At 58.0% G+C, this 21,871-nt stretch carries 20 protein-coding genes; 5 read left to right on the top strand and 15 right to left on the bottom strand.

Going from position 1 to position 21,871, the window contains the following annotated elements; all coding sequences use genetic code 11:
* Positions 1 to 210: 210 nt before the first annotated feature.
* From iraP to WFM46_RS11335, 3 genes are all read right to left on the bottom strand, one after another.
* Positions 211 to 471: an anti-adapter protein IraP gene (iraP, locus tag WFM46_RS11345; protein ID WP_103178435.1), complete on the bottom strand. Its 261-nt coding sequence runs from the start codon at positions 469 to 471 to the stop codon at positions 211 to 213.
* Positions 472 to 714: 243 nt separating this feature from the next.
* Positions 715 to 1,923, bottom strand: a complete 1,209-nt coding sequence (locus WFM46_RS11340; RefSeq protein WP_336997647.1) for a multidrug efflux MFS transporter — start codon at positions 1,921 to 1,923, stop codon at positions 715 to 717.
* A 133-nt stretch (positions 1,924 to 2,056) separates the two neighbouring features.
* Positions 2,057 to 2,776, bottom strand: a complete 720-nt coding sequence (locus WFM46_RS11335; protein ID WP_336997646.1) for an extensin-like domain-containing protein — start codon at positions 2,774 to 2,776, stop codon at positions 2,057 to 2,059.
* Between the two features lie 106 nt (positions 2,777 to 2,882).
* Between WFM46_RS11335 and ddlA the strand changes: the two genes are divergently transcribed.
* Positions 2,883 to 3,983 (top strand): D-alanine--D-alanine ligase, encoded by a 1,101-nt coding sequence (gene ddlA, locus WFM46_RS11330; RefSeq protein WP_156655435.1) that lies wholly within the window; start codon positions 2,883 to 2,885, stop codon positions 3,981 to 3,983.
* On the opposite strand, the gene WFM46_RS11325 is transcribed toward ddlA, so the two are convergent.
* Positions 3,980 to 4,198 carry a DUF2754 domain-containing protein gene (locus WFM46_RS11325; protein WP_039031465.1) on the bottom strand — a complete coding sequence of 73 codons (219 nt, stop codon included), beginning with the start codon at positions 4,196 to 4,198 and terminating at the stop codon, positions 3,980 to 3,982. The genes ddlA and WFM46_RS11325 overlap by 4 nt on opposite strands.
* 246 nt (positions 4,199 to 4,444) lie before the next feature.
* Here WFM46_RS11325 and WFM46_RS11320 point away from each other — a divergent pair, with 246 nt between their 5' ends.
* Positions 4,445 to 4,747: a DUF2755 family protein gene (locus WFM46_RS11320; RefSeq protein ID WP_103824002.1), complete on the top strand. Its 303-nt coding sequence runs from the start codon at positions 4,445 to 4,447 to the stop codon at positions 4,745 to 4,747.
* On the opposite strand, the gene WFM46_RS11315 is transcribed toward WFM46_RS11320, so the two are convergent.
* A complete protein-coding gene (locus WFM46_RS11315) occupies positions 4,744 to 5,844 on the bottom strand; it encodes a DUF1615 domain-containing protein (protein WP_103178430.1) in 1,101 nt (366 codons plus the stop codon). The genes WFM46_RS11320 and WFM46_RS11315 overlap by 4 nt on opposite strands.
* A 14-nt stretch (positions 5,845 to 5,858) precedes the next feature.
* The gene (gene sbmA, locus WFM46_RS11310; protein WP_103178429.1) at positions 5,859 to 7,079 is read right to left on the bottom strand and encodes a peptide antibiotic transporter SbmA; all 1,221 of its coding nucleotides are present in this window, start codon (positions 7,077 to 7,079) and stop codon (positions 5,859 to 5,861) included.
* A gap of 286 nt (positions 7,080 to 7,365) precedes the next feature.
* Between sbmA and ampH the strand changes: the two genes are divergently transcribed.
* A complete protein-coding gene (gene ampH / locus WFM46_RS11305) occupies positions 7,366 to 8,523 on the top strand; it encodes a D-alanyl-D-alanine-carboxypeptidase/endopeptidase AmpH (RefSeq protein ID WP_336997645.1) in 1,158 nt (385 codons plus the stop codon).
* Positions 8,524 to 8,525: 2 nt separating this feature from the next.
* Here ampH and WFM46_RS11300 read toward each other — a convergent pair whose 3' ends face one another.
* Positions 8,526 to 9,152 carry a helix-turn-helix domain-containing protein gene (locus tag WFM46_RS11300; RefSeq protein WP_336997644.1) on the bottom strand — a complete coding sequence of 209 codons (627 nt, stop codon included), beginning with the start codon at positions 9,150 to 9,152 and terminating at the stop codon, positions 8,526 to 8,528.
* 67 nt (positions 9,153 to 9,219) lie between these two features.
* Positions 9,220 to 11,994, bottom strand: coding sequence for an autotransporter outer membrane beta-barrel domain-containing protein (locus WFM46_RS11295; RefSeq protein ID WP_336997643.1), 2,775 nt, complete (start codon positions 11,992 to 11,994; stop codon positions 9,220 to 9,222).
* Positions 11,995 to 12,519: 525 nt separating this feature from the next.
* Here WFM46_RS11295 and hemB point away from each other — a divergent pair.
* Both hemB and WFM46_RS11285 read left to right on the top strand, forming a co-directional pair.
* Positions 12,520 to 13,494, top strand: coding sequence for a porphobilinogen synthase (hemB, locus tag WFM46_RS11290; protein WP_103178425.1), 975 nt, complete (start codon positions 12,520 to 12,522; stop codon positions 13,492 to 13,494).
* A gap of 128 nt (positions 13,495 to 13,622) precedes the next feature.
* Positions 13,623 to 15,311, top strand: coding sequence for a lysophospholipid acyltransferase family protein (locus tag WFM46_RS11285; RefSeq protein ID WP_336997642.1), 1,689 nt, complete (start codon positions 13,623 to 13,625; stop codon positions 15,309 to 15,311).
* A gap of 44 nt (positions 15,312 to 15,355) precedes the next feature.
* Here the strand turns inward: WFM46_RS11285 and tauD are convergent, their stop codons facing one another.
* The 7 genes from tauD to WFM46_RS11250 all read right to left on the bottom strand — a co-directional run.
* Positions 15,356 to 16,207: a taurine dioxygenase gene (gene tauD, locus WFM46_RS11280; protein ID WP_336997641.1), complete on the bottom strand. Its 852-nt coding sequence runs from the start codon at positions 16,205 to 16,207 to the stop codon at positions 15,356 to 15,358.
* Complete coding sequence (gene tauC / locus WFM46_RS11275; RefSeq protein ID WP_103178422.1) at positions 16,204 to 17,031, bottom strand: taurine ABC transporter permease TauC; 828 nt, start codon at positions 17,029 to 17,031, stop codon at positions 16,204 to 16,206. The genes tauD and tauC overlap by 4 nt, the downstream gene beginning before the upstream one ends.
* The gene (tauB, locus tag WFM46_RS11270) at positions 17,028 to 17,795 is read right to left on the bottom strand and encodes a taurine ABC transporter ATP-binding subunit (protein ID WP_159339696.1); all 768 of its coding nucleotides are present in this window, start codon (positions 17,793 to 17,795) and stop codon (positions 17,028 to 17,030) included. Before tauB ends, tauC begins: the two co-directional genes overlap by 4 nt.
* A gap of 10 nt (positions 17,796 to 17,805) precedes the next feature.
* Positions 17,806 to 18,768 (bottom strand): taurine ABC transporter substrate-binding protein, encoded by a 963-nt coding sequence (gene tauA / locus WFM46_RS11265; RefSeq protein ID WP_336997640.1) that lies wholly within the window; start codon positions 18,766 to 18,768, stop codon positions 17,806 to 17,808.
* Positions 18,769 to 18,899: 131 nt separating this feature from the next.
* Positions 18,900 to 19,619 (bottom strand): cytochrome c-type biogenesis protein CcmH, encoded by a 720-nt coding sequence (locus tag WFM46_RS11260; protein ID WP_180210287.1) that lies wholly within the window; start codon positions 19,617 to 19,619, stop codon positions 18,900 to 18,902.
* On the bottom strand, positions 19,616 to 20,173 hold the full coding sequence (locus WFM46_RS11255; RefSeq protein WP_180210303.1) for a DsbE family thiol:disulfide interchange protein: 558 nt from the start codon (positions 20,171 to 20,173) through the stop codon (positions 19,616 to 19,618). Before WFM46_RS11255 ends, WFM46_RS11260 begins: the two co-directional genes overlap by 4 nt.
* The coding region (locus tag WFM46_RS11250) for a heme lyase CcmF/NrfE family subunit (RefSeq protein ID WP_336997639.1) at positions 20,170 to 21,871 on the bottom strand (1,702 nt) is incomplete at its 5' end. The genes WFM46_RS11250 and WFM46_RS11255, both read right to left, overlap by 4 nt.

The raw sequence follows: 21,871 nt of genomic DNA, 5'->3' as shown, positions 1-21,871 counted from the left end.
GAGCCGGCGGCAGCGTGATATACCCGGTACCAGGGTAGAGAGAACATTTACAGCGTAAATTGTGGGGATAATGTCGCGAGGTAAGCTATGGAATATCACGTGCGCTCTGTTTCACTTATTTTTCCCATTGAGGAAAGATAAAAATAAAACAGAGCGACGACAGGCAACCGGGGTGACGGTTTTTGACAACAACTCAGGTCAAATAACGGGTCAGCTGCGCGGGTGCCGTAGCAGCTTTTTTACGTATTGCTGCAGCATTTCGCTGTCCTGGGCCGGAACCTGTGCATCTGGCCTGGCCTCATCCAGCGCGCCTTCCACGCTTTCGATCAGCGCCTGTTGATCGCTTTGCGCCATCTGTCGTAGCAGGGCGGTAACCACTATTTCCAGCGCTTCAACCTGAACCACAAGCTCTTTTGACTCTTCTTCCTTTTCTGCCAGCTTAACTAACAACTCTGCAATTAGATTTTTCACAGCGCTATTTCCTTATCACGTTTTTTTGCGACGTTATCATTATGATTGAGACTTGCAAAGTGGGTAAAAGTACTATTTTTAAGGAAATCCCACATGGCGCATAAATGCGTTTCTGTACGGTCGGTAAAAATGCGACTTAAATTAAATTTTTCTTTTTTTCTGCGTAACCTGAATTAAAAACAAGAACCGCCATTTCACAGGAATGATAATGGCGGCCAGATATCAATATATTATATAGCTACATTAAGAACGGCGGACTTCCTGCAGGCGGCGCTGGCGCATCGCCCACGCCAGTTGCAGAATGTTTACCAGCACCACCACAGCGGTGGCGGCAAATACCCAGCGGAAAACGGCCATCGCCGAGACCGCGGCACCCATCAACGGACCGGCAACATTCCCAAGATACATAAACGACTGGTTATAACCGAAGATCCGTCCGGTGACCCGATCGCTGGAGTACTTAATCAGCAGGGTCTGTACGGCGGGCAGCATGGCGCCATCCGCAAAGCCGAGTAGAAAGCGCAGCACACCCAACTGCAAAGGGGTGGTGACAAAGGACATGGCGAAAAAGAGCACCACCGCCACAATAAGCGTCGCCATCAAAATACGCCCGGTGCCTATGCGGTCCCCGAGCTTGCCCAGACGTGGTGCGGACATCAACGCGGAGATCCCCGGCACCGCGGCAATCATCCCGCTGAGGAAGGCGATATTATTGCTCTCGGGTGCCATCGACTGAATAAACAGCGCGAGGATCGGCCCCACCGAGCCGTTGCAAAGCTGGATAACCATGGTGGTGATGAACAGGCTGATCATCAGGCCCGGATAAGGGAGCGAGGCAAAGACCGCCCTGCCGCTCAGCCGCTCCGCCTTGCTGACGGTGGGGCGAACCCCCTCTTTGATCAGAAACAGCGTTACCAGAAAACTTACCACCAGCAGGACCGCCGTGATCAGGAATACCGCGCGCAGACCCACATGGTCTGCCAGAAAGCCGCCCATCAGCGGGCCGCCGATCACGCCGCTGATTTGCGCCGTCGACAGAGTACTGATGGCCCAGCCGCTGCGCTCCCGGGGAACCTGCGACGCCACCAGCGCCATCGCGTTAGGAATATAACCGGAGGTCAGCCCCATCAGCGCGCGCAGCAGAAAAAGCTGCCAGACGTTGGTGGCAAAGGCCTGGAGCAGGATCGCAATCGCCATGCCGAGCGAGGCGCGCAGCAGCATCAGCTTGCGCCCTTTACGGTCCGCAAGGCTGCCCCACATGGGCGAGACGATGGCCGAAACCAGAAACGTGACGCTGAAGGTGAGCCCTGACCACATCGACAACGCTTCGTGCGACGAGACGCCAAGCTGGGAGACATACAGCGGCAAAAACGGCAAAATCTGGCTGATGGCAAGGCCGGTGAAAAAACAACCAAACCAGACCGAAATAAGGTTAACCTTCCACGATTCCATAGGCGAGCACTGTCTTCATATTACGTAAATTCGTTATCAGATTAGCAAGTTACCTTTCACCGGACGTTGTCAGAGATGCGCCCCGCGTCTCTTTGGGGTTTTATCTTCCCAGTCATCATATTTGTGAAATATGTCACATACTTTCCCCTTTTTGCTGGTGATTTATGCTTTGCGGGCAGTAGCCAACCCCCCGCATCCCAAGGTGAAAGTGGTTGGCGTGGGCGGCGTTATAGTCCGGGCCCAGCGCGTTACCGAAATAGCCGCAGCTGGCACTCAGTAGCGCACGCAGCCAGGGTTCGGTAGAGGCACTCTTCCAGCCGCGCAGAACCGAAATTCGCTGACCGTTTTCCAGGGTAAAGCCGCTGATATCCAGCGCCTCGGCGGTGGCATGCTCGCTGCGCCGGGCGTTGGCGCGGTGATAGATATTGCGGCAGGCAAAGCTGCCGAAATGGTCAATGCGCGACAGACCGCTGCCCATCATGGTTTCGGTGATGGGCCGGGCCTGCTGGTTGACGAACAACGCCGAGCTGAGCGCCAGCGGGCAGCTGGCAAGAAAACTGCTGCTAAGACTGACGGAGCCAAAACTACGCACGCGCACCACATCACTCAGCGGACACTCTCCCGTGCTGTCGGCCACCGCCTGGGTGCGGATCAGCTGACGCGCATTAGCCTGCGCCAGCAGCACATCACAATGCTCAGGCGTCAGGCGACGGAGCTTAAACTGGGTCAGGGTACCGGGGGGATCGTCAAGCGTGAGCGGTGCAAACGGATTGTAATAAGACGGCAGCCAGCGGTAGCCCGCAATAGCCGCAGCAATGAGGATTAGACAGATAATCAGGCTTTTTCCTTTCACTCACCCCCCTTCGCAATGTGTCAAAACATTATGGCAGAAGGCGGCGAATCCCGCCGGGCATCGTGATATGGTAGGGGTTTTGAGTCAGAGTGGATGAGTGTACGTGATGGCGAAGTTGCGGGTAGGTATTGTCTTTGGGGGAAAATCAGCAGAGCACGAAGTGTCGCTGCAATCGGCCAAAAATATCGTTAACGCGATTGATAAGAGCCGCTTTGAGGTCGTGCTGCTGGGCATTGATAAACAGGGTCAATGGCACATTAACGACGAGCAGGGCTATCTGCTTAACGCCGACGATCCGGCGCATATTGCGCTGAATCCGTCTGAGGTCAGCGTTGCTACCGTGCCGGGCGTGACGCAGGGCCAGCTTATCGATGCCGGTACCGGACAGACGCTTTCACAGCTCGACGTCATTTTCCCGATTGTCCACGGCACGCTGGGTGAAGATGGCTCCCTGCAGGGGATGCTGCGCATGGCGAACCTGCCGTTCGTCGGCTCCGATGTCCTCGGTTCTGCCGCCTGCATGGATAAAGATGTCACTAAACGCCTGCTGCGTGACGCTGGCCTGAACGTGGCGCCCTTTGTTACCCTGACCCGCGCCAACCGCGAGCAACACACCTTTGCCGATCTCAGCGCCCGCTTCGGCCTGCCGCTGTTCGTCAAACCGGCTAACCAGGGCTCCTCCGTGGGCGTCAGCAAAGTGAACAGCGAAGCGCAGTTCAGCGAAGCGGTACGTCTGGCGTTCACCTTCGATCATAAAGTGGTGGTTGAGCAGGGAATTAAAGGGCGTGAGATTGAATGCGCGGTGCTGGGCAATGATTTCCCGCAGGCCAGTACCTGTGGCGAAGTGGTGCTGAACAGCGACTTCTATTCCTACGACACCAAATACATTGATGATAAGGGCGCGCAGGTGGTGGTACCCGCGGCGCTGGAGGCTGACGTTAACGACGCGATCCGTGGAATTGCCATTGAAGCCTATCAGGCGCTGGGCTGTCGCGGTATGGCGCGCGTCGACGTCTTCTTAACGGCGGACAACCGCGTGGTGATCAATGAGATCAACACCCTGCCCGGCTTCACCAACATCAGCATGTACCCGAAACTGTGGCAGGCCAGCGGTCTCAGCTACCCGGATCTGATCACCCGCCTGATTGAGCTGGCGCTGGAGCGACATGCCGCTGACAGCGCCCTGCAGATTTCAGTAAACGGTTAATCCGCGTCGTTCGCCGTCGTCTCTTCCGGGCGACGGCGAATAATAAACCCCGCCAGCCAGAAGCTGACAACCCAGGTCACCAGCCCTACCGCATAGGTCTGCCAGCCTTTCGCTTCGAAGCCCAGCAGCCCCACCACCCCATTCAGAATAAAGATAAGCCCAATAGCAAAGGCGTAGAAATGCCAGTCACGGCGAATTTTGGCAGGCAGTTTCATGGTCGCTCCAGAAGAAAAAATCTATCCTCGCACAGATTTGTCTTCAGGTCTGCGGCCTGTGCGGAAAATCTGAAATGTGCGGGGATTTCACTTAAGTAAAAAATCTGTGATGTGCGGCAAAATTCGACAAACCAGGAGAATTCTCCAGGCCAATTTACCAACATTCCGATATTGACAACAGCCATGAGCTGTCAAACTTGACGTGTACAACAGGCACATAGCCAGTCAGAACACTCGGAGGTATGTATGGCAGATTTTACGATGTCAAAGCCCATCTTCAACACCAGGCAACCAAAAACCTCCACGGCAGGAAATATTGCATACGCGCTGTTTGTGCTTTTCTGCTTCTGGGCTGGCTCACAGCTGCTCAATATTCTGGTGCATGCTCCCGGCGTCTATGAGCACCTGATGCAGGTCGAAGAGAGCGGCCGTCCGCGCGTTGAGATTGGGCTCGGTGTCAGCACCGTCTTCGGGTTGATCCCCTTCCTTGTCGGACTCATGGTGTTGGGCGCCGTTGCCCTCTACGTGCGCTGGCGCCGTTATCGCTAGTTGAGCGCCATGCACTTCGCCCGGCGATCGTCAACGCGCTGGGCAAACCAGGCTGTCGTCAGATTGCGGGTGATTTTCGGGCTCTCAAGCTGGATCCCCGGCAGCATCGCTCTCGGTAACGCCTTGCCACTCTTCTGCTCCGCCAGTTTAAAGACCTGCTGATAGAGCTCGGTTTTCTCAAATGCAAAGCTGTCGCCCTTCTCCAGCTGCCGACGGATCTCACTGTCGCTCATGTCCAGCTTGCCTGAAAGCTTGCGCACCGCCAGCTCTGTCTTCCCTGCGTTACTGCTGCCATAGGCGATCAGATCGCCATCCAGAGCCAGCTTCACCCCGCTGGCGCGGCTGACGGCATTCTGGAACGCCGCATTGCGGCTCGCATACCAGCCCGCGTTAAAGTCAGCAAAGCGGTAGAGCGGCACCGTATAGCTGGCGGGGTAGTTCAGCAGATGGTAGGTGCCAAACCAGAGTCCGCCGCGCAGGGAGAAGACCTCCTGGCGAACCGTGTTTTCGATTTTCCACGGATAGCCATCGGTATGCTTTTCGGCAAAGGCGATACTGACCTGCATTGGACCACCGGTATGCACCGGATTGAGAGAGCCAAACAGCGTCTGTCCCATCGGCACCATATTGATAAAGTCATCGAAGATGGCGCTGAGCTGCTTCTCGGTTTTCACCGTATCCAGCCGCTCGCTGTAGCTCTTGCCGTTTGGCGATTTGATTTTCAGTGCCGTGTGGACCAGAAACACCGGGATGTGGAGTTTTTCGGCGCGACGGTCAATCTCCTTCCAGGCGATTTTATTCAGCCCCGGCACCGCCGGATCGGACTGATACAGCGACTCCTGCTGTGCCACCGCCAGCACCGAGCAGATATTCTCCTCGGTAGGGGCAATTTTCTGGCTCTCAAAGGTTTTCGCCAGCGCCGAGGCCCACTGGTCCCGGTCTTTTACCGTGGCGGGCATTTTTTGCCGCACCACGCTTGCCACGTCGACGGGCTTTTCGCCCTTTTTCAGCGGCGCAGCCCCTTGCTCAGCACACCCGGCCAACACCAGGGCGGCAAGCAGGGATAAGGGTAACGCGCGCGGTACGGTAAAAGACATAACAGCTCCCTGTATCAACTCAACGTATGGGTAACTTCCTGAAGATCCTGACCATCCAGCTCACGTTCAAAACTGCGCAAACGTTTATAGATGGACATCAGCTCCACCAGCGTGGTCCATGAACTGATCAGATACTGGAACGACCCGCGTACCTGACCGAAGACATTAGTAATTTGCGTCATCAGACCCAGCGTAATCGTACCGGCTACAATCGACGGGAACAGCAGGAACAAACCGAAAACGTTATCCACCTGCAGATAGAGAATGCGGGCAATGTTGAAATACATGTAGTGGAAATAGAGGCGGAAGTAGTTCCGGCGCACCGCGCCAAACAGCTCACGCACCGTTGGCGGCGAGGCGCGGCTGGCATCGTCTTCGCCGTAGACCAGCTCTTTACGGTAGGCGGCCTCAACGCGCTGGTTTTTGAACTCCAGCCCCGGCAGTTTGATCCCCACCACCGCCAGCAGGCCGGTGCCCATCAGCGACCAGACAATCGCGGCGATCACCAGGCCATAGGGCAGATGACCGACAATCGGCAGGTCCGGCACGTGCGCCGACAGCGTGACCAGCACCGGCAGGAAGGCGATCAGGGTCATAATGGCGTTGATAAAGCTGACCCCCATATCCTCAAGCGTGGAGGCAAAGCGCATGGTGTCTTCCTGCACACGCTGGGCGGCACCTTCAATATGGCGCAGCTGCTGCCAGTGGGCCATATAGTGTTCGTTCATCGCGGTACGCCAGCGGAAGACATAGTGGCTGACGAAGAAGTTATTCATTACGCCAATAACAACGGCGATGAGCGCGATACCGAGGAACACGCCCACTTCATGATAAAACTGATTGATAGAGACTTTGTGCGGCGCGCTGAGGGCGGTCTGGATCAGGTCATAGAACGGGGCATACCAGGCGTTGACCGCCACGCCCACCTCCACCAGAAACCAGGTGACGAAAATAATCAGCGCGGTGCCGAGAATCGACCAGTACTGCCAGCGGTGCGGCGACCAGACAAACCAGAACAGGGCAAACGCCCCGACGCAGAACGCATAATAGGCGTAGAAGATCAGATAGCTGCGTGACCAGAAACGTGCCGCGCTGATCGGCACATCACCCGTAGCGCCAACCAGACGCTCAAACCAGGCCCCGCCACCCGCCTGCCAGAAAATGACCGCGATCAGAGCCCAAATAAAGGCCGAGAGAAAAAAGGGTCCCGGTTTTGGGAAAAACGACTTAAACATAACGCTTCCTTCTTGTAGTTATCGCTACTGCTGTGGACGACGGATTATCAGACCTGTTGGGCCTGTATTAGTTCGCCGTCAACCGCCACCCGAGCGGAAAAGCCAATGAACCAGGCAGGTATCATAAGCGCAATGTCACAAAACATGAGATCGGTAATAACGAAATTGTTCGTATTTACCCGCGGTTACGTTTTTCACGCTATCGTTATGCTGTTCAGGCCTTTGCATTATGGTGTTTAGTAGTATAAATACGCATACTTTTTCATTCACTTCATGGATACTTTCGTTGAAACGTTGTCTGTTCCTCTCCGCCGCGCTGTATGCGGCCAGCCTCACCAGCGCGCAGGCTGTCGAGCCGATTACCGACCCGGCTTTTGCCTCCGATGTGGTTGATCGCTACGCGAATCATATTTTTTACGGCAGTGGCGCAACGGGGATGGCTCTGGTGGCGATTGACGGCAACCAGCGCGTATTCCGCAGCTTTGGCGAAACGCGCCCGGGCAATAATATCCATCCGCAGCTTGATTCTGTAGTGCGCATCGCCTCCCTGACCAAGTTAATGACCAGTGAGATGCTGGTGAAACTGCTCGATCAGGGCGTGGTTAAGCTCAACGATCCGTTAAGTAAATATGCGCCACCGGGCGCCCGGGTGCCGACATATCAGGGCGCGCCGATTACGCTCGTCAACCTGGCTACCCACACCAGCGCCCTGCCGCGCGAACAGCCTGGCGGCGCGGCCCACCGTCCGGTCTTCGTCTGGCCAACCCGCGATCAGCGCTGGAACTGGCTGTCGACAGCCACCCTGAAATCATCCCCGGGCTCCCAGGCCGCCTATTCGAACCTGGCGTTCGATCTGCTGGCCGATGCGCTGGGCAACGCCGCGGGCAAGCCCTACCCCCAGCTGTTCGAAGAGCAGATCACCCGTCCGCTGGGGATGAAAGATACTACCTTTACTCCGTCACCCGATCAGTGCAAACGCCTGATGGTGGCAGAGAAAGGGGCCAGCCCGTGTAATAACACCCTGGCGGCGGTCGGTAGCGGCGGGGTTTACTCCACTCCTGGCGACATGATGCGCTGGATGCAGCAGTTCCTCTCCTCTGATTTCTACGCGCGCAGCAACCAGGCCGACAGAATGCAGACTCTGATCTATCAACGCAGCCAGTTAAGCCGGGTGATCGGGATGGATGTACCAGGCCGTGCGGACGCGCTGGGCCTTGGCTGGGTCTATATGGCGCCTAAAAATGGACGGCCTGGCATTATTCAGAAAACCGGCGGTGGCGGCGGATTCATCACCTATATGGCGATGATCCCGCAATCTAACGTGGGCGTATTTGTGGTGGTAACGCGCTCGCCGCTCACGCGTTTCGTCAACATGAGCGACGGCGTTAACCAGCTGGTGGTGGAGCTGAGCGAGAACAAACCGCGGGTTATCCCGGCATCCTGACGCTAATATTCAGCGGGCAAGTGGTTGATTCTGAACAGCTTGCCCCTGTCCATAGTGATGTAGTTCCCCTGGCGTAGCGCCGCCAGCACTTCTGCCACCACGGAACGCGAAATACGTGTGCGGCGCTGAATGTAGTTCATGACCCCCACCCGCATACGCAGCGTCTCATCCCACTGGGCCATATCCAGCAACGTGGAACGGATTTGACTGTACGAATTGTTGCCCACCAGCTGTTTGTCGCGGATCTCCATTACCCGGTGGTGCCAGGAGAGCCAGCAGAAGGCATCGGACCATAAACCGGCCTGCTGGATCAGCTGGCGGGCCCCGGATGCAGGCAGCCAGAAACCGGTACAGGGGGATTGCGTCACCAGCAGGTATTCGGTGCTGCAGCCCATCATGCCGGCATTCAGCCCGAAGATATAAGGTGCGGTGACAATCTCTATCAGCAGATCGTCCTGCTGACGGTGGATACTGAGCGTGCCCGACTGCAGCACTACTGCGTTTTCATTTTCTTTATCGCAATCCCCGAAGACAGGATGCATTGCAGGAAGCGTAAATGGCGTGCTGTGCGCCGCCAGGCACTGTTCAAGTCGGGAGAACTCAGAAATGGGTTTTGCATAACGGTTCATGAGATCTCAGGTCATCCTTAACTGACGCTATAACAACGGGGAGGCTAGCCTCCCCGCATCAGACATATTACCAGGTGTATTTCACACCCAGATTAGCGCCCCAGTTTTGATCGACATCCCCCCCACCCAAATAGGTGGCATCAGTGTACGCACTGAAGTTTTTGGTGAAGCTGAACTGGGTCCCCAGGCCTACGCGCACCGCAGAGCCTTTCACACCGTTATCGATGTTGTCGCCGTTAACTTTGGCATCTTCACCGGCATCGTCATAAACGTAGGCCAGTTTGAAGAACGGCGTCAGCGCCTGGTCGTCGCCATAACCGAAGGTATAACCTGCATCAATACCGGCTTCATAACGCATGCTGTCGTAAGACTGGCTTCCCACACGCAGGTCGTTGCTCAGGCGGTAGTCGTCCCCGGACTGGAACAGACCGGAAATGGCTGCATAGGGGGTCAGGTAACCGGCAGTGTTCGGTTTCCAGTCGTAACCCAGTTTCAGCCCAAAGCCCCAGGCGTCAGTCGTGGTATTGCCATCGACATATTCACCATTGCTCATGTTCGCTGAGAGATCGTTATTGAAGCGCGAATAGCTCAGGGAGCTATCGATGAAGAGATCGTTAGCAAAGCGCGCCGCGGAATAGAGCATTGCGGTCTGGCTGTCCTGATCCACCTGGCCGCTGCGGTCATTCATATCGCCTTTCGCAAAGCCCGCTGCCGCACCGACGATCCAGTCAGCGCTATTACCATCAATATGGGTATCGAGGCCCACCATGATGCCGCTAACGTCCTGATCGTAATGGATAGTGCCATTATCGCCGTCAAAATTACCGCCGAATACGTTCACCCATGCGCCACCGTTGTCTGCCAGGCCATGACGGCTGTTGGTCAGACGGTTAGCGAGCGCATCCTGCTGCAGATGCCAGATGTTGGTGTTGGCAGATGGAATGCTCAGCGCCATGTTGGCGTAATCAGTCAGACGCTCCTGACGCAGCACCACGGTATCGCCCTGCTGCTGTGCCTGATAGGTGTAAGCACCAAGATCCGCTTTATTGGCTGCGGTGAAGCTGGCCTGCGTATCGGCGTTATTATCGTAGACGCGAATAATTTCCTTATTCTTGTAGTCAGCGACAGAACCCGCGCCGGTTGCGTCATCCAGACGCACTTTATAGTTACCGGACACTTCACCGTTCACCGCCAGATGACCGTCAGAGTTCAGGGCGATCACCCCGTAATCGTAATCAGCCTGGTGGATATCATTGGTGATATAGCGAGCATTGTTCAGATCGGAATTGAACACATAATCACGGCTGGCAACATTCAGCACGCCGCCATCGGTCAGCACCATTTTGTGGGTATCGACCTGGCCCAGACCCAGCGCCAGTTCAGCATGGTTATCCACGGTAATGGTGTTGGCATACAGCGCCGCCGTTTCCTGAGTCAGGGTGGTCCGGCTTGCGCTGTCGAGATAGAGGCTGTCGGTTGCCACATCACCGGAATCGCCAATGTTCATGGTCGACGCGTTGGTCAGAGTGATGCTGTCCGCCAGTAAGCCAGAGCTTTCTACGTTGACCTGCGAACGGTTATTGACGGTCAGCTTGTCAATGTTGGATTGCTTACGGGTATCCCATTCGGAACCGTTATCCAGCGCGACGTTGAACAGACCGCTCTGATAAACCTGGTTGCCCACCAGATGACCATTGCTGTTGAAGGTGGATTCAGGCCAGATGCTGTTTGGCTCCAGGCTACGCCAGTCGACGCTGCTGTAGCCCAGACCATACATCTGAGAAGGCCCAATCGCCTCGACGCTGGAGACGGCTGCGCCGACCCACTTACTGCCATTGGTAAGGGTCAGATCCAGTTTGTCAGTACCATCCCAGCCGTTGGTGGTCGGGTTGTAGACGCCGTCAGCGGTGGTATCGGTAGCCGGATCGCCATTTGGATAGAAGTTGTTGTCGAAGGTGCTGGTGAACAGTACATCGCCGCTCAGCGTGGAGTGATCGAAGTTAGCCGTGGTCTGCATGGCGTTATCCGCGCTGCTGGCACTGACGATCAGCGCTGCATCATCCGCAGCCGTGGCGTTGCTCTCGCCGTAATCGCTCGGTTTCGCCGACTGACCGTAAAAACCGTTGGTGCCCAGATCGCTGTAGGCGCCGGAGGTGACAACCGAATCGTTAACCTGCAGGGTATTGGTAAAGACATGGCTGTTGTCTTCAATGCCGGTCACAGCATCATACGGCGTGTTATCCAGCTGCTGATAGCCCTGAGTCAGAGTGATACCGGCCACGTGGGAGTTGTTTTGAATAACGATGTCCGATTCTACGTCGAGGGTAATGGCATTGCCCAGCGCGTAAGTATCCCAGTAACGGGTGGTCGTGCTGGTGCCGTCAACGACGTCATAAGCGTAGTGCTCGTAGGTATCGTTGATGGTGGAATTGTCGACATTCAGGCTAAAACGATCGTACTGGTTATGCGTTGTACCATCCGCATTCAAACCGCCAGCACATTCGGTGGTCATGCAACCGGAGGTGATCATACCGTTGACGGTGCTGTTGGAGATTGACAGCGAATTGGCATGCCCGCCCGCGCCATCATCAAGGTAATACGTTGAGATAACGCCGTTTACCGTCGACTTGTTAATGACAGGATAGATATCGTTGTCGTGGGTCGCGCTGGAGTAATTCCAGTCGGTGTAGCCGTTATACCAGGCAGAGGTAGACGTATTATCATATCCAAAAGTGTTATAAGTGCTACCAGAAATATCTTTTGCATTGGCCTGAGAAGCGATAGCCAGCGTACAGGCTAATGCAAGTTGAGATACAACAAATTTCTTTTTCCATGTTTGCATTGGGTCATCCCTCCTCAGGGACGTAAGCAAGTTTGTCCGTAAATACAGTGCAAATATATTGCGAGGAGAATTATGCAGTCGCTAAAGAAAATAGTTCAATGAATGTAGTAATTATGTCCGAAAACAGACAATATAATCCAGGCACTTTTTAAAATATAAAAAATAATAATAAAAAACCTAAATAACAAAGAGTTGCATTCAATAGAAACAAAAGAAACACAAGGCGAAAGATCATCAGAAATTATTAAATAAAAGCGAATGAGAAATATAACATATAAATAATAATAGCAATTTTAAAAAAACAATGAGAAGGATTAGGATATTACCAGGGCTAGCTATATCCAGATTCAGGTAATTTTCGCGCGATATTATAATGTAAACTTATTTCAAGAAGTAAAATATAAAACCATAAATAATACCGCTCCCACCGCCCTGCATTCTCAACCTAAACGACAACTTTAGTAAAACAGTCCGGCTGCATTTCAGGTACACTGTCCCTCTTCGATTCACTACCTCAGGCATATCATGACCGATTTAATTGCTCGTCCCCGTCGCCTGCGCAAAACCCCGGCGTTGCGCGCATTATTTGAAGAGACAACCCTGTCCCTGAACGATCTGGTGTTGCCGATTTTTGTTGAAGAAGAGATCGACGACTACAAAGCCATCGACGCCATGCCGGGCGTGATGCGCATTCCTGAGAAGCATCTGGCCCGCGAAATTGAACGCATTGCCAACGCAGGCATCCGCTCAATCATGACCTTCGGCATCTCCCACCATACCGACGCCACCGGCAGCGATGCCTGGAAAGAGGATGGTCTGGTGGCGCGTATGTCGCGCATCGCCAAACAGACGGTGCCAGAGATGGTCGTCATGTCCGACACCTGCTTCTGCGAATATACCTCCCACGGCCACTGCGGCGTGCTGTGCGATCACGGCGTGGATAACGATGCCACTCTGGAGAACCTGGGCAAACAGGCGGTGGTGGCTGCCGCCGCAGGCGCGGACTTTATCGCTCCGTCTGCTGCTATGGACGGCCAGGTGCAGGCCATTCGCCAGGCGCTGGATGCCGCTGGCTTCACTGATACTGCGATCATGTCCTACTCCACCAAGTTCGCCTCCTCCTTCTACGGTCCGTTCCGTGAAGCGGCCGGTACCGCCCTGAAGGGCGATCGCAAAACCTACCAGATGAACCCGCTCAACCGCCGCGAAGCGATCCGTGAGTCGCTGCTCGACGAAGCGCAGGGCGCTGACTGCCTGATGGTGAAACCGGCGGGCGCCTATCTGGATATCCTGCGCGACATCCGCGAGCGCACCGAACTGCCGCTGGGCGCCTATCAGGTGAGCGGCGAGTACGCGATGATCAAATTCGCCGCCCAGGCGGGGGCGATCGACGAAGAGAAAGTGATCCTCGAAAGCCTGGGGGCGATCAAGCGCGCCGGTGCGGATCTGATCTTCAGCTACTTCGCGCTGGATCTGGCCGAGAAGAAAATTCTGCGTTAATCCGTATTGCCGGGTGGCGGCTTCGCCTTACCCGGCAATACGGACCTGGAACACAAGCTTCACCCCCCTGCAATACAATCGACATCTGGCGCTTCTACTGTCTCAGCAGAACAGGAGGAGGAGCCACCATGTTTAGTCTCGACAGCGTTCTCGATGACCTTTGGCCGCAGGCAAAACCTGCACCCTGGCAAAAAAGCGTGTTAAAGAAGCTCTTATACGAAGCGGAATTTCAGCAATTTGCCGCCGACCACCGTCACCTGAAAGGGCTCGATATGGTGGAACAAGTTCTGGAGCATCTTGATATCCTCTGTACCCTTCCGGCTCACGACCTCGAACAGATCCCCGCCCACGGCCCGCTGATTGTTATCGCGAATCACCCCACCGGTACGCTGGACGGACTGGCGCTGCTGTATGCCCTCTCCCGCGTGCGCCGGGACGTGAAAGTGGTGACCAACCGCATGCTGACGCATCTGGCACCGTTGAGTGCGCTGTTTATTCCGGTGGATAACATGGGCGGACGGACAGGGAAATCGTCGTTCGCCCTGATGGAGCAGCAGCTGCAAAATGGTGGGGTGCTGATCTTCTTCCCGGCGGGGGAGGTCTCCCGCCCCACGCGCACCGGGATCCACGATAAAAAGTGGCACCCCGGCTTTATCAAACTGGCGGGCAAATTCCGCGCCCCGCTGCTGCCGATTAATATCCCCGCCCGCAACAGCCTGCTGTTTTATGCCACCACCCTGCTCTCGCCGCAGCTGTCGATGCTGCTGCTGATGCAGCAGATGTTTCGCCGTCGCCACAGCCGCCTGCCGGTGAAAATCGGCCAGCAGATCGGCTGGCACCACTGGTACAGCCCCACGCTCTCCGCCCGGGAGATGGCCGAGCAGTGCCGCCAGCACGTGCTGCGCCTCGGCAAGGGACTGCCGGGCGTGTTCAAAACCGAGTCCGCCATTGCCCGCCCGGAAGACCGTGCCACCCTGAAGCGCGCCCTGGCGCAGGCGGAGCGTCTGGGCATTACCGCCGATGGCAAAAGTATCTATCTGTGGCAGCGCAACGGCCAGGAAGAGGTGCCGATCCTGCGCGAGCTGGGCCGCCTGCGGGAGATTGCTTTTCGCGCCGTGGGCGAAGGCAGCGGTAAACGGCGCGATACCGATCGCTATGACGATGACTATCTGCACCTGATTTTATGGGATGACGACGATCTGGAGATTGTCGGCGCCTACCGCTTTATGCCGACCGCCTTCCAGGGACGGGATGCCCTCTACAGCCACAGCCTGTTTCACTACGGCGACGACATGGATGAGATCCTGGAGCACGGGATTGAACTGGGGCGCAGCTTTATTCAGCCGCGCTACTGGGGACGCCGCGGGCTCGACTACCTGTGGTCCGGCATTGGTGCTTATCTGGCGCGTTACCCGCACTATCGTTACCTGTTCGGACCGGTCTCCATCTCCGGGGGATTACCGCCCGCGGCGCGGGATCTGCTGGTGGCCTTTTACCGGCTCTGGTTCCCGGCCACTCATCCGCTGGCGACCTCGCGCCGCCCGTACCCCGCCTCATTGCCCGACGTGCTGGCGCAGTTTGGGGGCGAAGATTATGTGGAGGATCTGACCCGGCTGAAATCACTGCTTGGCAATCTGGGATGCGGCATCCCGCCGCTGTACAAGCAGTATTCCGAGCTGTGCGAGCCCGGCGGCGTGCAGTTTATCGATTTTGGCAGCGACCCGGCGTTCAACAACTGCGTGGACGGGCTGGTGCTGGTGGATTTGTGTTATCTGAAAGCCAGCCGTTATCAGCGGTATATCGAGGCACATTTGTAGCGCCCGGTGGCGGCTTCGCCTTACCGGGCCTACGGGTGCCTCTGTCATGGGGCACGATAAAATGGCTTATCCCCTAAAATCGTTGCCCGATGCATTATCCGCCGCTGCGGCAGGTAATCGGCATTGGCGTAATGCTGCGTCACCCGGTTATCCCAGATCGCCAGATCGTTCTCCTGCCAGCGCCAGCGCACCTGAAACTCCGGTTTGGTGATATGGGCGAAGAGGAAACCTAACAGCGCCTCGCTCTCTTTCTCGCTCAGGTCAACAATTCGCGTGGTGAAGCCTTCGTTGACGAACAGCGCCTGCTTGCCACTCACCGGATGGGTGCGCACCACCGGGTGCAGCAGCGGCGGATGCTTTGCCACCGCCTCCCGCCAGCGCTGGTGCTCCTCTTCCGTTTTACGGTACTTATACTCCGGGAACGATTTTTTGAAATCGTGCTCCGCCCGCAGGCCGCTCAGCAGCTGCTGGAACGGGGTGGATAACGCCTCAAAGGCGGCAATTCCACTGGCCCACAGCGTATCTCCCCCGCTCTGCGGCAGCTGTTTCGCCGCGAGGATCGCCCCGGCGGGCGGGGTCTCGATAAAGGTGACATCGGTGTGCCAGTTGTCGTTATCCGGTGGATTATCGTTATGGGTATCCAGCACGATGATCTCTTCTACCCCCTCGGCATGGGGATAGACCGGGTGGATATGCAGATCGCCGAACCGCAGCGCCAGGGCGCGCTGCTGCTGGGGCGTCACCGCCTGCTCGCGCAGGAATACCACCTGATGGCGCAACACCGCGTGATAGAGCTGCTCAAACTGGTTATCGCTTAATGGGCGGGTCACATCCAGCCCGGAAATTTGCGCGCCGATATACGGCCCCAGCGGGGTAATGGTCAGACGTTCACTCATTGTATCTCTCCATGCCAGGGCGTCAGGCGGCGCTGTAGCGCGCGCAGCCCCAGTTCTAATCCGAAGGCGATCACGGCGATCGCCGCGATCCCTGCCAGTACCACGTCCGTCGCCAGGAACTCCCCCGCCGACTGGACCATAAAGCCTAATCCGCGCGTGGCGGCGATGAGCTCAGCCGCCACCAGCGTTGACCAGCCGACGCCGAGGCCGATGCGCAGCCCGGTCAGGATCTCCGGCAGCGCGCCGGGCAAAATCACAAACCACAGCACCTGGGCACGGCTGGCGCCCAGCGACTGCGCCGCGCGGATCCGCACCTGCTGGGCGCTTTTGACCCCCGCCAGCGCAGACATTGCCACCGGGGCGAAAATCGCCAGGTAGATCAGCAGGATCTTCGAGGTCTCGCCGATGCCAAACCAGATCACCATCAGGGGCAGATACGCCAGCGGCGGCACCGGACGATAAAGTTCGATCAGCGGATCGAGAATGCCCCGCACCGTCGGGCTCAAGCCCATCGCAATGCCCACCGGGATCCCGACGATCGTCGCCGCCAGCAGCGCCACCAGAATGCGCCCCAGGCTGGCCGCCAGATGCTGCCACAGGGTGGCATCCATAAACCCTTGCGGACCGGCGATGGTAAAGAGTTTCACCAGCACCTGGCCCGGCGGCGGCAGGAAGAGCGGGCTTATCCACTGCGCCGCCGCCACTGCCCACCACACCGCAAGCAGCACCAACAGGGTGGTGACGCTGAGCGTCAACGAACGGGAAAAGGGCCAGCGCAGGGTCAGCCGTTTGCGCGCCGTTTTGTCATTGACCACAATGCTCATGAGAAGGCCTCCCGCTGTTCAAACACGCGGCTCAGCACATATTCGCGCCGGGCAATAAAATCGGGGTCGGACTTGATGCTGCGCACCGGCTCGCCCGCCACGAAGCGGCGGGCAAAGTTGAGCGGCAGACGCTCCAGCACCCGCCCCGGTCCCGGCGAGAGCAGCACCAGCTCGGTGGCCATAAACACCGCTTCTTCGATGTCGTGAGTGATGAGTAGCACCTGCTTGCCGGTCTCATGCCACAGGCGCAGCAGCAGGGTTTGCATCTGCTCGCGGGTAAAGGCGTCCAGCGCGCCGAAAGGTTCGTCCAGCAGCAACAGTTGCGGATTGGCCGCCAGCGCCCGGGCGATGCCGACACGCTGACGCTGGCCGCCGGAGAGCTGCCAGATAAAGCGTTTTTCCGCCCCTTCCAGCCCGACTTTTTTCAGCATCTCCCGTGCGGTTGCCAGCCGCTCATCACGCGACGTGCCCGCCAGTTGTAGCCCGAAGGCGACGTTCTCCTGCACGTTACGCCAGGGCAGCAACCCTTCGTTCTGAAAGACCACACCGCGCTCGGCACCGGGTCCCACTACCTTTTTCCCTGCCAGCTGGATAGCGCCATGCTGATAAGGTACAAACCCGGCGATCAGATTCAGCAGCGTGGTCTTCCCGCAGCCGGACGGACCGAGCACCACCAGCAGCTCGCCGCTGTCCAGCGTCAGGTTGATATCCTCCAGCGCAGGCTTGCCAGCGTAATCGGCGTAGAGATTTGTAATATTCAGCATCCGGCCCTCCTTACTTCACAAAGCGATCGGTCACGTACTGGCTGTAGTCCGCCGCCACCGCGGGCACTTTGCCCTGCTCTTTCAGGAACCCTGCGGTATCAACAATCGCTTTATTCACCGGGCCTGACAGCTGCTGCAACTGCTGGGCAGGCGTCAGGTAGGTATTGCCTTTCACCAGACCCGGCACGTCGGCTTCCGGCACCCCGCTCAGGCGGGCCAGTTTTTCGATATTGGCGGGCTGTTTCAGCCATTCATCCGGGTTGGCAATGTAGGGCTGCTGAGCGTCGATGGCGCTTCTGGCGAAGGCTTTCACCACCTCCGGGTGTTTCTCGGCAAAGTCTTTACGCACCACCCACACGTCGAGGGTTGGCGATCCCCACTGGCCCACCTGGGCGGAGTCGGTCAGCACGCTGCCGTCCTTTTGCAGTTCGTTTACCGCCGGGGACCAGACATAAGCCCCGTCGATATCGCCACGCTGCCAGGCGGCGATGATCGCCGGAGGTTGCAGGTTGATGATCTCCACCTGTCCCGGTTTGATCCCCCAGTGTTTCAGGGCGGCGAGCAGGCTGTAATGGGTGGTGGAGATAAAGGGCACCGCGATGCGTTTGCCGATCAGATCGTCTGGCTTCGTGATGTTTTTCTTCACCACCAGCGCTTCGGAATTACCGAGCTGCGAGGCGAGCAGGAAAACTTCAATCGGCACCTGCTGACTGGCGGCCACCGCCAGCGGGCTGGAGCCGAGATTGCCAATCTGCACGTCGCCGGAAGCCAGCGCCCGCACGATGGCCGCGCCGCTGTCGAACTTACGCCAGTCCACGTTGGCGCCGCTCGTTTTCTCAAAAATTTTATCCGCCTGGGCCACTTTCGCGGGCTCAGCGGAAGTTTGATACGCAACGGTGACATCTACCGCCTGCGCCTGGAATACCCACAGCGCCAGGGCGCCGAGTAAGGTGATACGCGATGAAATTGCCATGGTGTCTGCTCCCCTCTGTTGTTATGGAGGCAGTATTTCCGCGGCGAGTATTTTGATAAAGGAATTAAAAAGCATCGTTAATGCCGAATCGTTTTTAGAAAAAATTCGGCATTGCAAATACCAAATCTGGCTTAGTCAGACTCCTCTGTCGCCAGCAGGGCGGCAATCCGCGACAGCACAATCGACTGCTGACGGTCCCCTTCTCCCTGCAGCAACCGCGTGCGTAATCCCAGCTCCAGCTGGCGCAGCTCGGCCAGATCCAGCGGCGCGGCGCGCGGGTTTTCCAGCCGTGCCAGCAGGGCGGGCGTAGCGGCCGCCGCCGCCTGCATCTGCATCACCTGTCGGTAGCCGCCGGTATGCAGATAGCTGTACACGCCGATCCCCAGCGCCAGCGCTACGGCGGGCGTCAGCCACCAGAGATTGCGCGGCGCGGTGATCCTCTCCGGCTGCGGTGGCTGCGGTGCGGGCGACACGCGCTTGCGCGAGCGGGCGTAAATCGCCCCGCATCCGGCCACCACCACTGCCGCTGGCAGCAGCCACAGCAGCGCGGTGAAGGGGGTGAGCGGCGGATCGTAAGTCACAAAGTTGCCATACCGCGCCACCATATAATCGACCACCTGCTGCGGGCTTTTCCCCGCCTGTAGCAGGTCGTACACTTTCTGGCGCATGTCGACGGCAATCATCGCGCTGGAGTCGGCAATGCTGTTGTTCTGGCATTTCGGGCAGCGCAGCTGGGCCGTCAGCTGGCGATACGCCTGCTCCTGCTCCGCATCGCGAAAGGTCATCACTTCACGGCTGGCGCTGGCAAGCGCGGAGGCCGCCAGCAGCAGCATAAACAAAACGATTCTCATGGTGTCGTCTCCCGGACAGCCTGTAACCACAGGGGTTGCAGCTTCTCCTGCCATACATGCGCATCCAGCGCCCCGACGTGGCGATAGCGCACGATCCCCTGCCCATCAATCAGAAAGGTTTCCGGCGCGCCGTATACGCCAAGCTCCAGCCCGGCCATGCCGTCACCGTCAAACAGACTCTGGGCATAGGGATCGGCCAGATCGCGCAGCCAGTCGATCGCCTGCTGTCGATCGTCCTTGTAGCTCAGCCCGACAATCCGCACCCCCTGCCCGGCCAGCCGGTTAAGAAACTGGTGTTCAGCGCGACAGGTCGGGCACCAGGTGGCCCAGACGTTAAGCAGCAGCGGGCCGCGCTGCGCCAGGGTTGTCGATGAAACCCGTTCCTCGGGAGCCATCAACGCCGGCAGGCTGAAGGCGGGCAGCGGCTTCCCTACCCGCACCGACTCCAGCGCGGTGGGATCGTCTCCCCGGGCATTGCGCGCCAGCTGCCAGAACAGGGCGAGCGCGAATAACAGGAACAGCGCCAGCGGCAGAATATAGAGTTTGCGCATTATGCGTCCTCCCGCGAACGGCCACGCACCAGGCATAGCCCGCCACCAAGGGCCATCAGCAGGCCACCGGCCCAGATCCAGCGCACAAAGGGTTTGATATACAGACGCAGCGCCCACGCCCCGTCGTCAAGCTCTTCGCCCAGCGCGGCATAGAGATCCCGCGTAAGACCGCCATCGATCGCCGCCTCGGTCATCACCATCCGCTCGCCGTAATAGCGTTTTTCCGCCAGCAGGAGGGTGACCGGTTCTCCGTCACGGGAGACGGCAATCCCCCCCGCCGTACCGCGCCAGTTCGGCCCCACGGTGGCTTTCACCCCGTTGAAGGTAAAGCGGTAATCGCCGATGTGAACGCTCTCCCCAACCTGCATTCTGACATCACGCTGGACGCTGTAATTCTGGCTGAAGGCGATCCCGACCACCGTGACCGCCACGCCAAGGTGCGCCAGCACCATGCCCCCCTGACGGGGCGTCAGTGGGCGTCCCGCCGCCCGCCAACGCAGCACTACCGCCAGGGTCAGGCTGGCAATCAGAAAGGCGATAGCCACGCCCAGCGTTGCCAGCCACACCACCCGCCCCTGCAACATCCAGGGTAACAGCAGACTGACGCATAACGTTGCCGCCGCAATACCTGCCAGCAGGCGCGCCAGGTTCCCGGGGCGATCCCGACCCCAGCGCACCAGCGGGCCCAGCCCCATCAGCAGAGCAAAGGGGACCATTAACGCCACAAACAGAGTATTAAAAAACGGCTCCCCGACGGAGATCGAGCCCAGCCCGAGCTGTTTATGCACCAGCGGTAAAAGCGTGCCAAGCAGTACCACCAGCATGGCGGCCATCAGCAGCACGTTGTTGCCTGAAAGCAGGGATTCCCGCGACCAGAGCGCATTGTTGACCCGCGAGCGCAGCCGGTGCCCGCGCAGGGCGAACAGCAGCAGCGCGCCCCCCGTCACCAGGGCGATAAAGGCGAGGATAAAGAGCCCCCGCGCCGGATCGGAGGCAAAGGCATGCACCGACACCAGCACCCCGGAGCGCACCAGAAAGGTGCCCAGGAGACAGAGGGAAAAGGCGCAGATCGACAGCAGCAGCGACCAGGCCTTAAAACCGGCGCGTCTGTCGGTGACCAGCAGGGAATGCAGCAGCGCGGTGCCCACCAGCCAGGGCATCAGCGAGGCGTTTTCCACTGGATCCCAGAACCACCAGCCACCCCAGCCCAGTTCGTAATAGGCCCACGCCGACCCCAGCACAATGCCGAGGGTCAGAAAGATCCACGCCGCCAGCGTCCAGGGCCGGGCAAAACGGGCGCTGCCGCGCTCAAAGCGCCCGTCGATCAGCGCCGCGATAGCGAACGCAAAAGAGACCGAGAAGCCAACGTAGCCCATATACAGTAAGGGCGGGTGCAGAATCAGCCCCGGATCCTGCAACATCGGATTGAGTTCGCGCCCTTCCAGAGCAAAGTCCAGCGATCGGGCGAAAGGGTTGGAGGTAAAAAGGATAAACAGCAGAAAGCCCGCGCCGATCATCCCCATCACCGCCAGCACCCGCACCACGGTGCGCTCAGGTATCCGGCGGCTAGCGAGCGCAACGGCCAGCGTCCAGCCACTCATCAGCGTGACCCATAGCAGCAGGGAGCCCTCATGCGCTCCCCATGCCGCGGCCAGCCGGTACCAGACCGGCAGCTGGCTGCCTGAGTTCGCCGCCACGTAG

It is taken from the genome of Leclercia sp. M50 (assembly GCF_037150775.1).
Classification (GTDB): Bacteria; Pseudomonadota; Gammaproteobacteria; order Enterobacterales; family Enterobacteriaceae; genus Enterobacter.
The sequence above is the reverse complement of the archived record's forward strand: the minus strand, read 5'-3'. Positions and strand labels throughout refer to the sequence as shown.

Bases quoted from the DNA above. Each gene is read 5' to 3' on its own strand.
- WFM46_RS11340 (WP_336997647.1), bottom strand. From the start codon at position 1,923: ATGGAATCGTGGAAGGTTAACCTTATTTCGGTCTGGTTTGGTTGTTTT.
- ddlA (WP_156655435.1), top strand. From the start codon at position 2,883: ATGGCGAAGTTGCGGGTAGGTATTGTCTTTGGGGGAAAATCAGCAGAG.
- WFM46_RS11325 (WP_039031465.1), bottom strand. From the start codon at position 4,198: ATGAAACTGCCTGCCAAAATTCGCCGTGACTGGCATTTCTACGCCTTT.
- WFM46_RS11320 (WP_103824002.1), top strand. From the start codon at position 4,445: ATGGCAGATTTTACGATGTCAAAGCCCATCTTCAACACCAGGCAACCA.
- WFM46_RS11315 (WP_103178430.1), bottom strand. From the start codon at position 5,844: ATGTCTTTTACCGTACCGCGCGCGTTACCCTTATCCCTGCTTGCCGCC.
- sbmA (WP_103178429.1), bottom strand. From the start codon at position 7,079: ATGTTTAAGTCGTTTTTCCCAAAACCGGGACCCTTTTTTCTCTCGGCC.
- WFM46_RS11300 (WP_336997644.1), bottom strand. From the start codon at position 9,152: ATGAACCGTTATGCAAAACCCATTTCTGAGTTCTCCCGACTTGAACAG.
- WFM46_RS11295 (WP_336997643.1), bottom strand. From the start codon at position 11,994: ATGCAAACATGGAAAAAGAAATTTGTTGTATCTCAACTTGCATTAGCC.
- hemB (WP_103178425.1), top strand. From the start codon at position 12,520: ATGACCGATTTAATTGCTCGTCCCCGTCGCCTGCGCAAAACCCCGGCG.
- WFM46_RS11285 (WP_336997642.1), top strand. From the start codon at position 13,623: ATGTTTAGTCTCGACAGCGTTCTCGATGACCTTTGGCCGCAGGCAAAA.
- tauD (WP_336997641.1), bottom strand. From the start codon at position 16,207: ATGAGTGAACGTCTGACCATTACCCCGCTGGGGCCGTATATCGGCGCG.
- tauC (WP_103178422.1), bottom strand. From the start codon at position 17,031: ATGAGCATTGTGGTCAATGACAAAACGGCGCGCAAACGGCTGACCCTG.
- tauB (WP_159339696.1), bottom strand. From the start codon at position 17,795: ATGCTGAATATTACAAATCTCTACGCCGATTACGCTGGCAAGCCTGCG.
- tauA (WP_336997640.1), bottom strand. From the start codon at position 18,768: ATGGCAATTTCATCGCGTATCACCTTACTCGGCGCCCTGGCGCTGTGG.
- WFM46_RS11260 (WP_180210287.1), bottom strand. From the start codon at position 19,619: ATGAGAATCGTTTTGTTTATGCTGCTGCTGGCGGCCTCCGCGCTTGCC.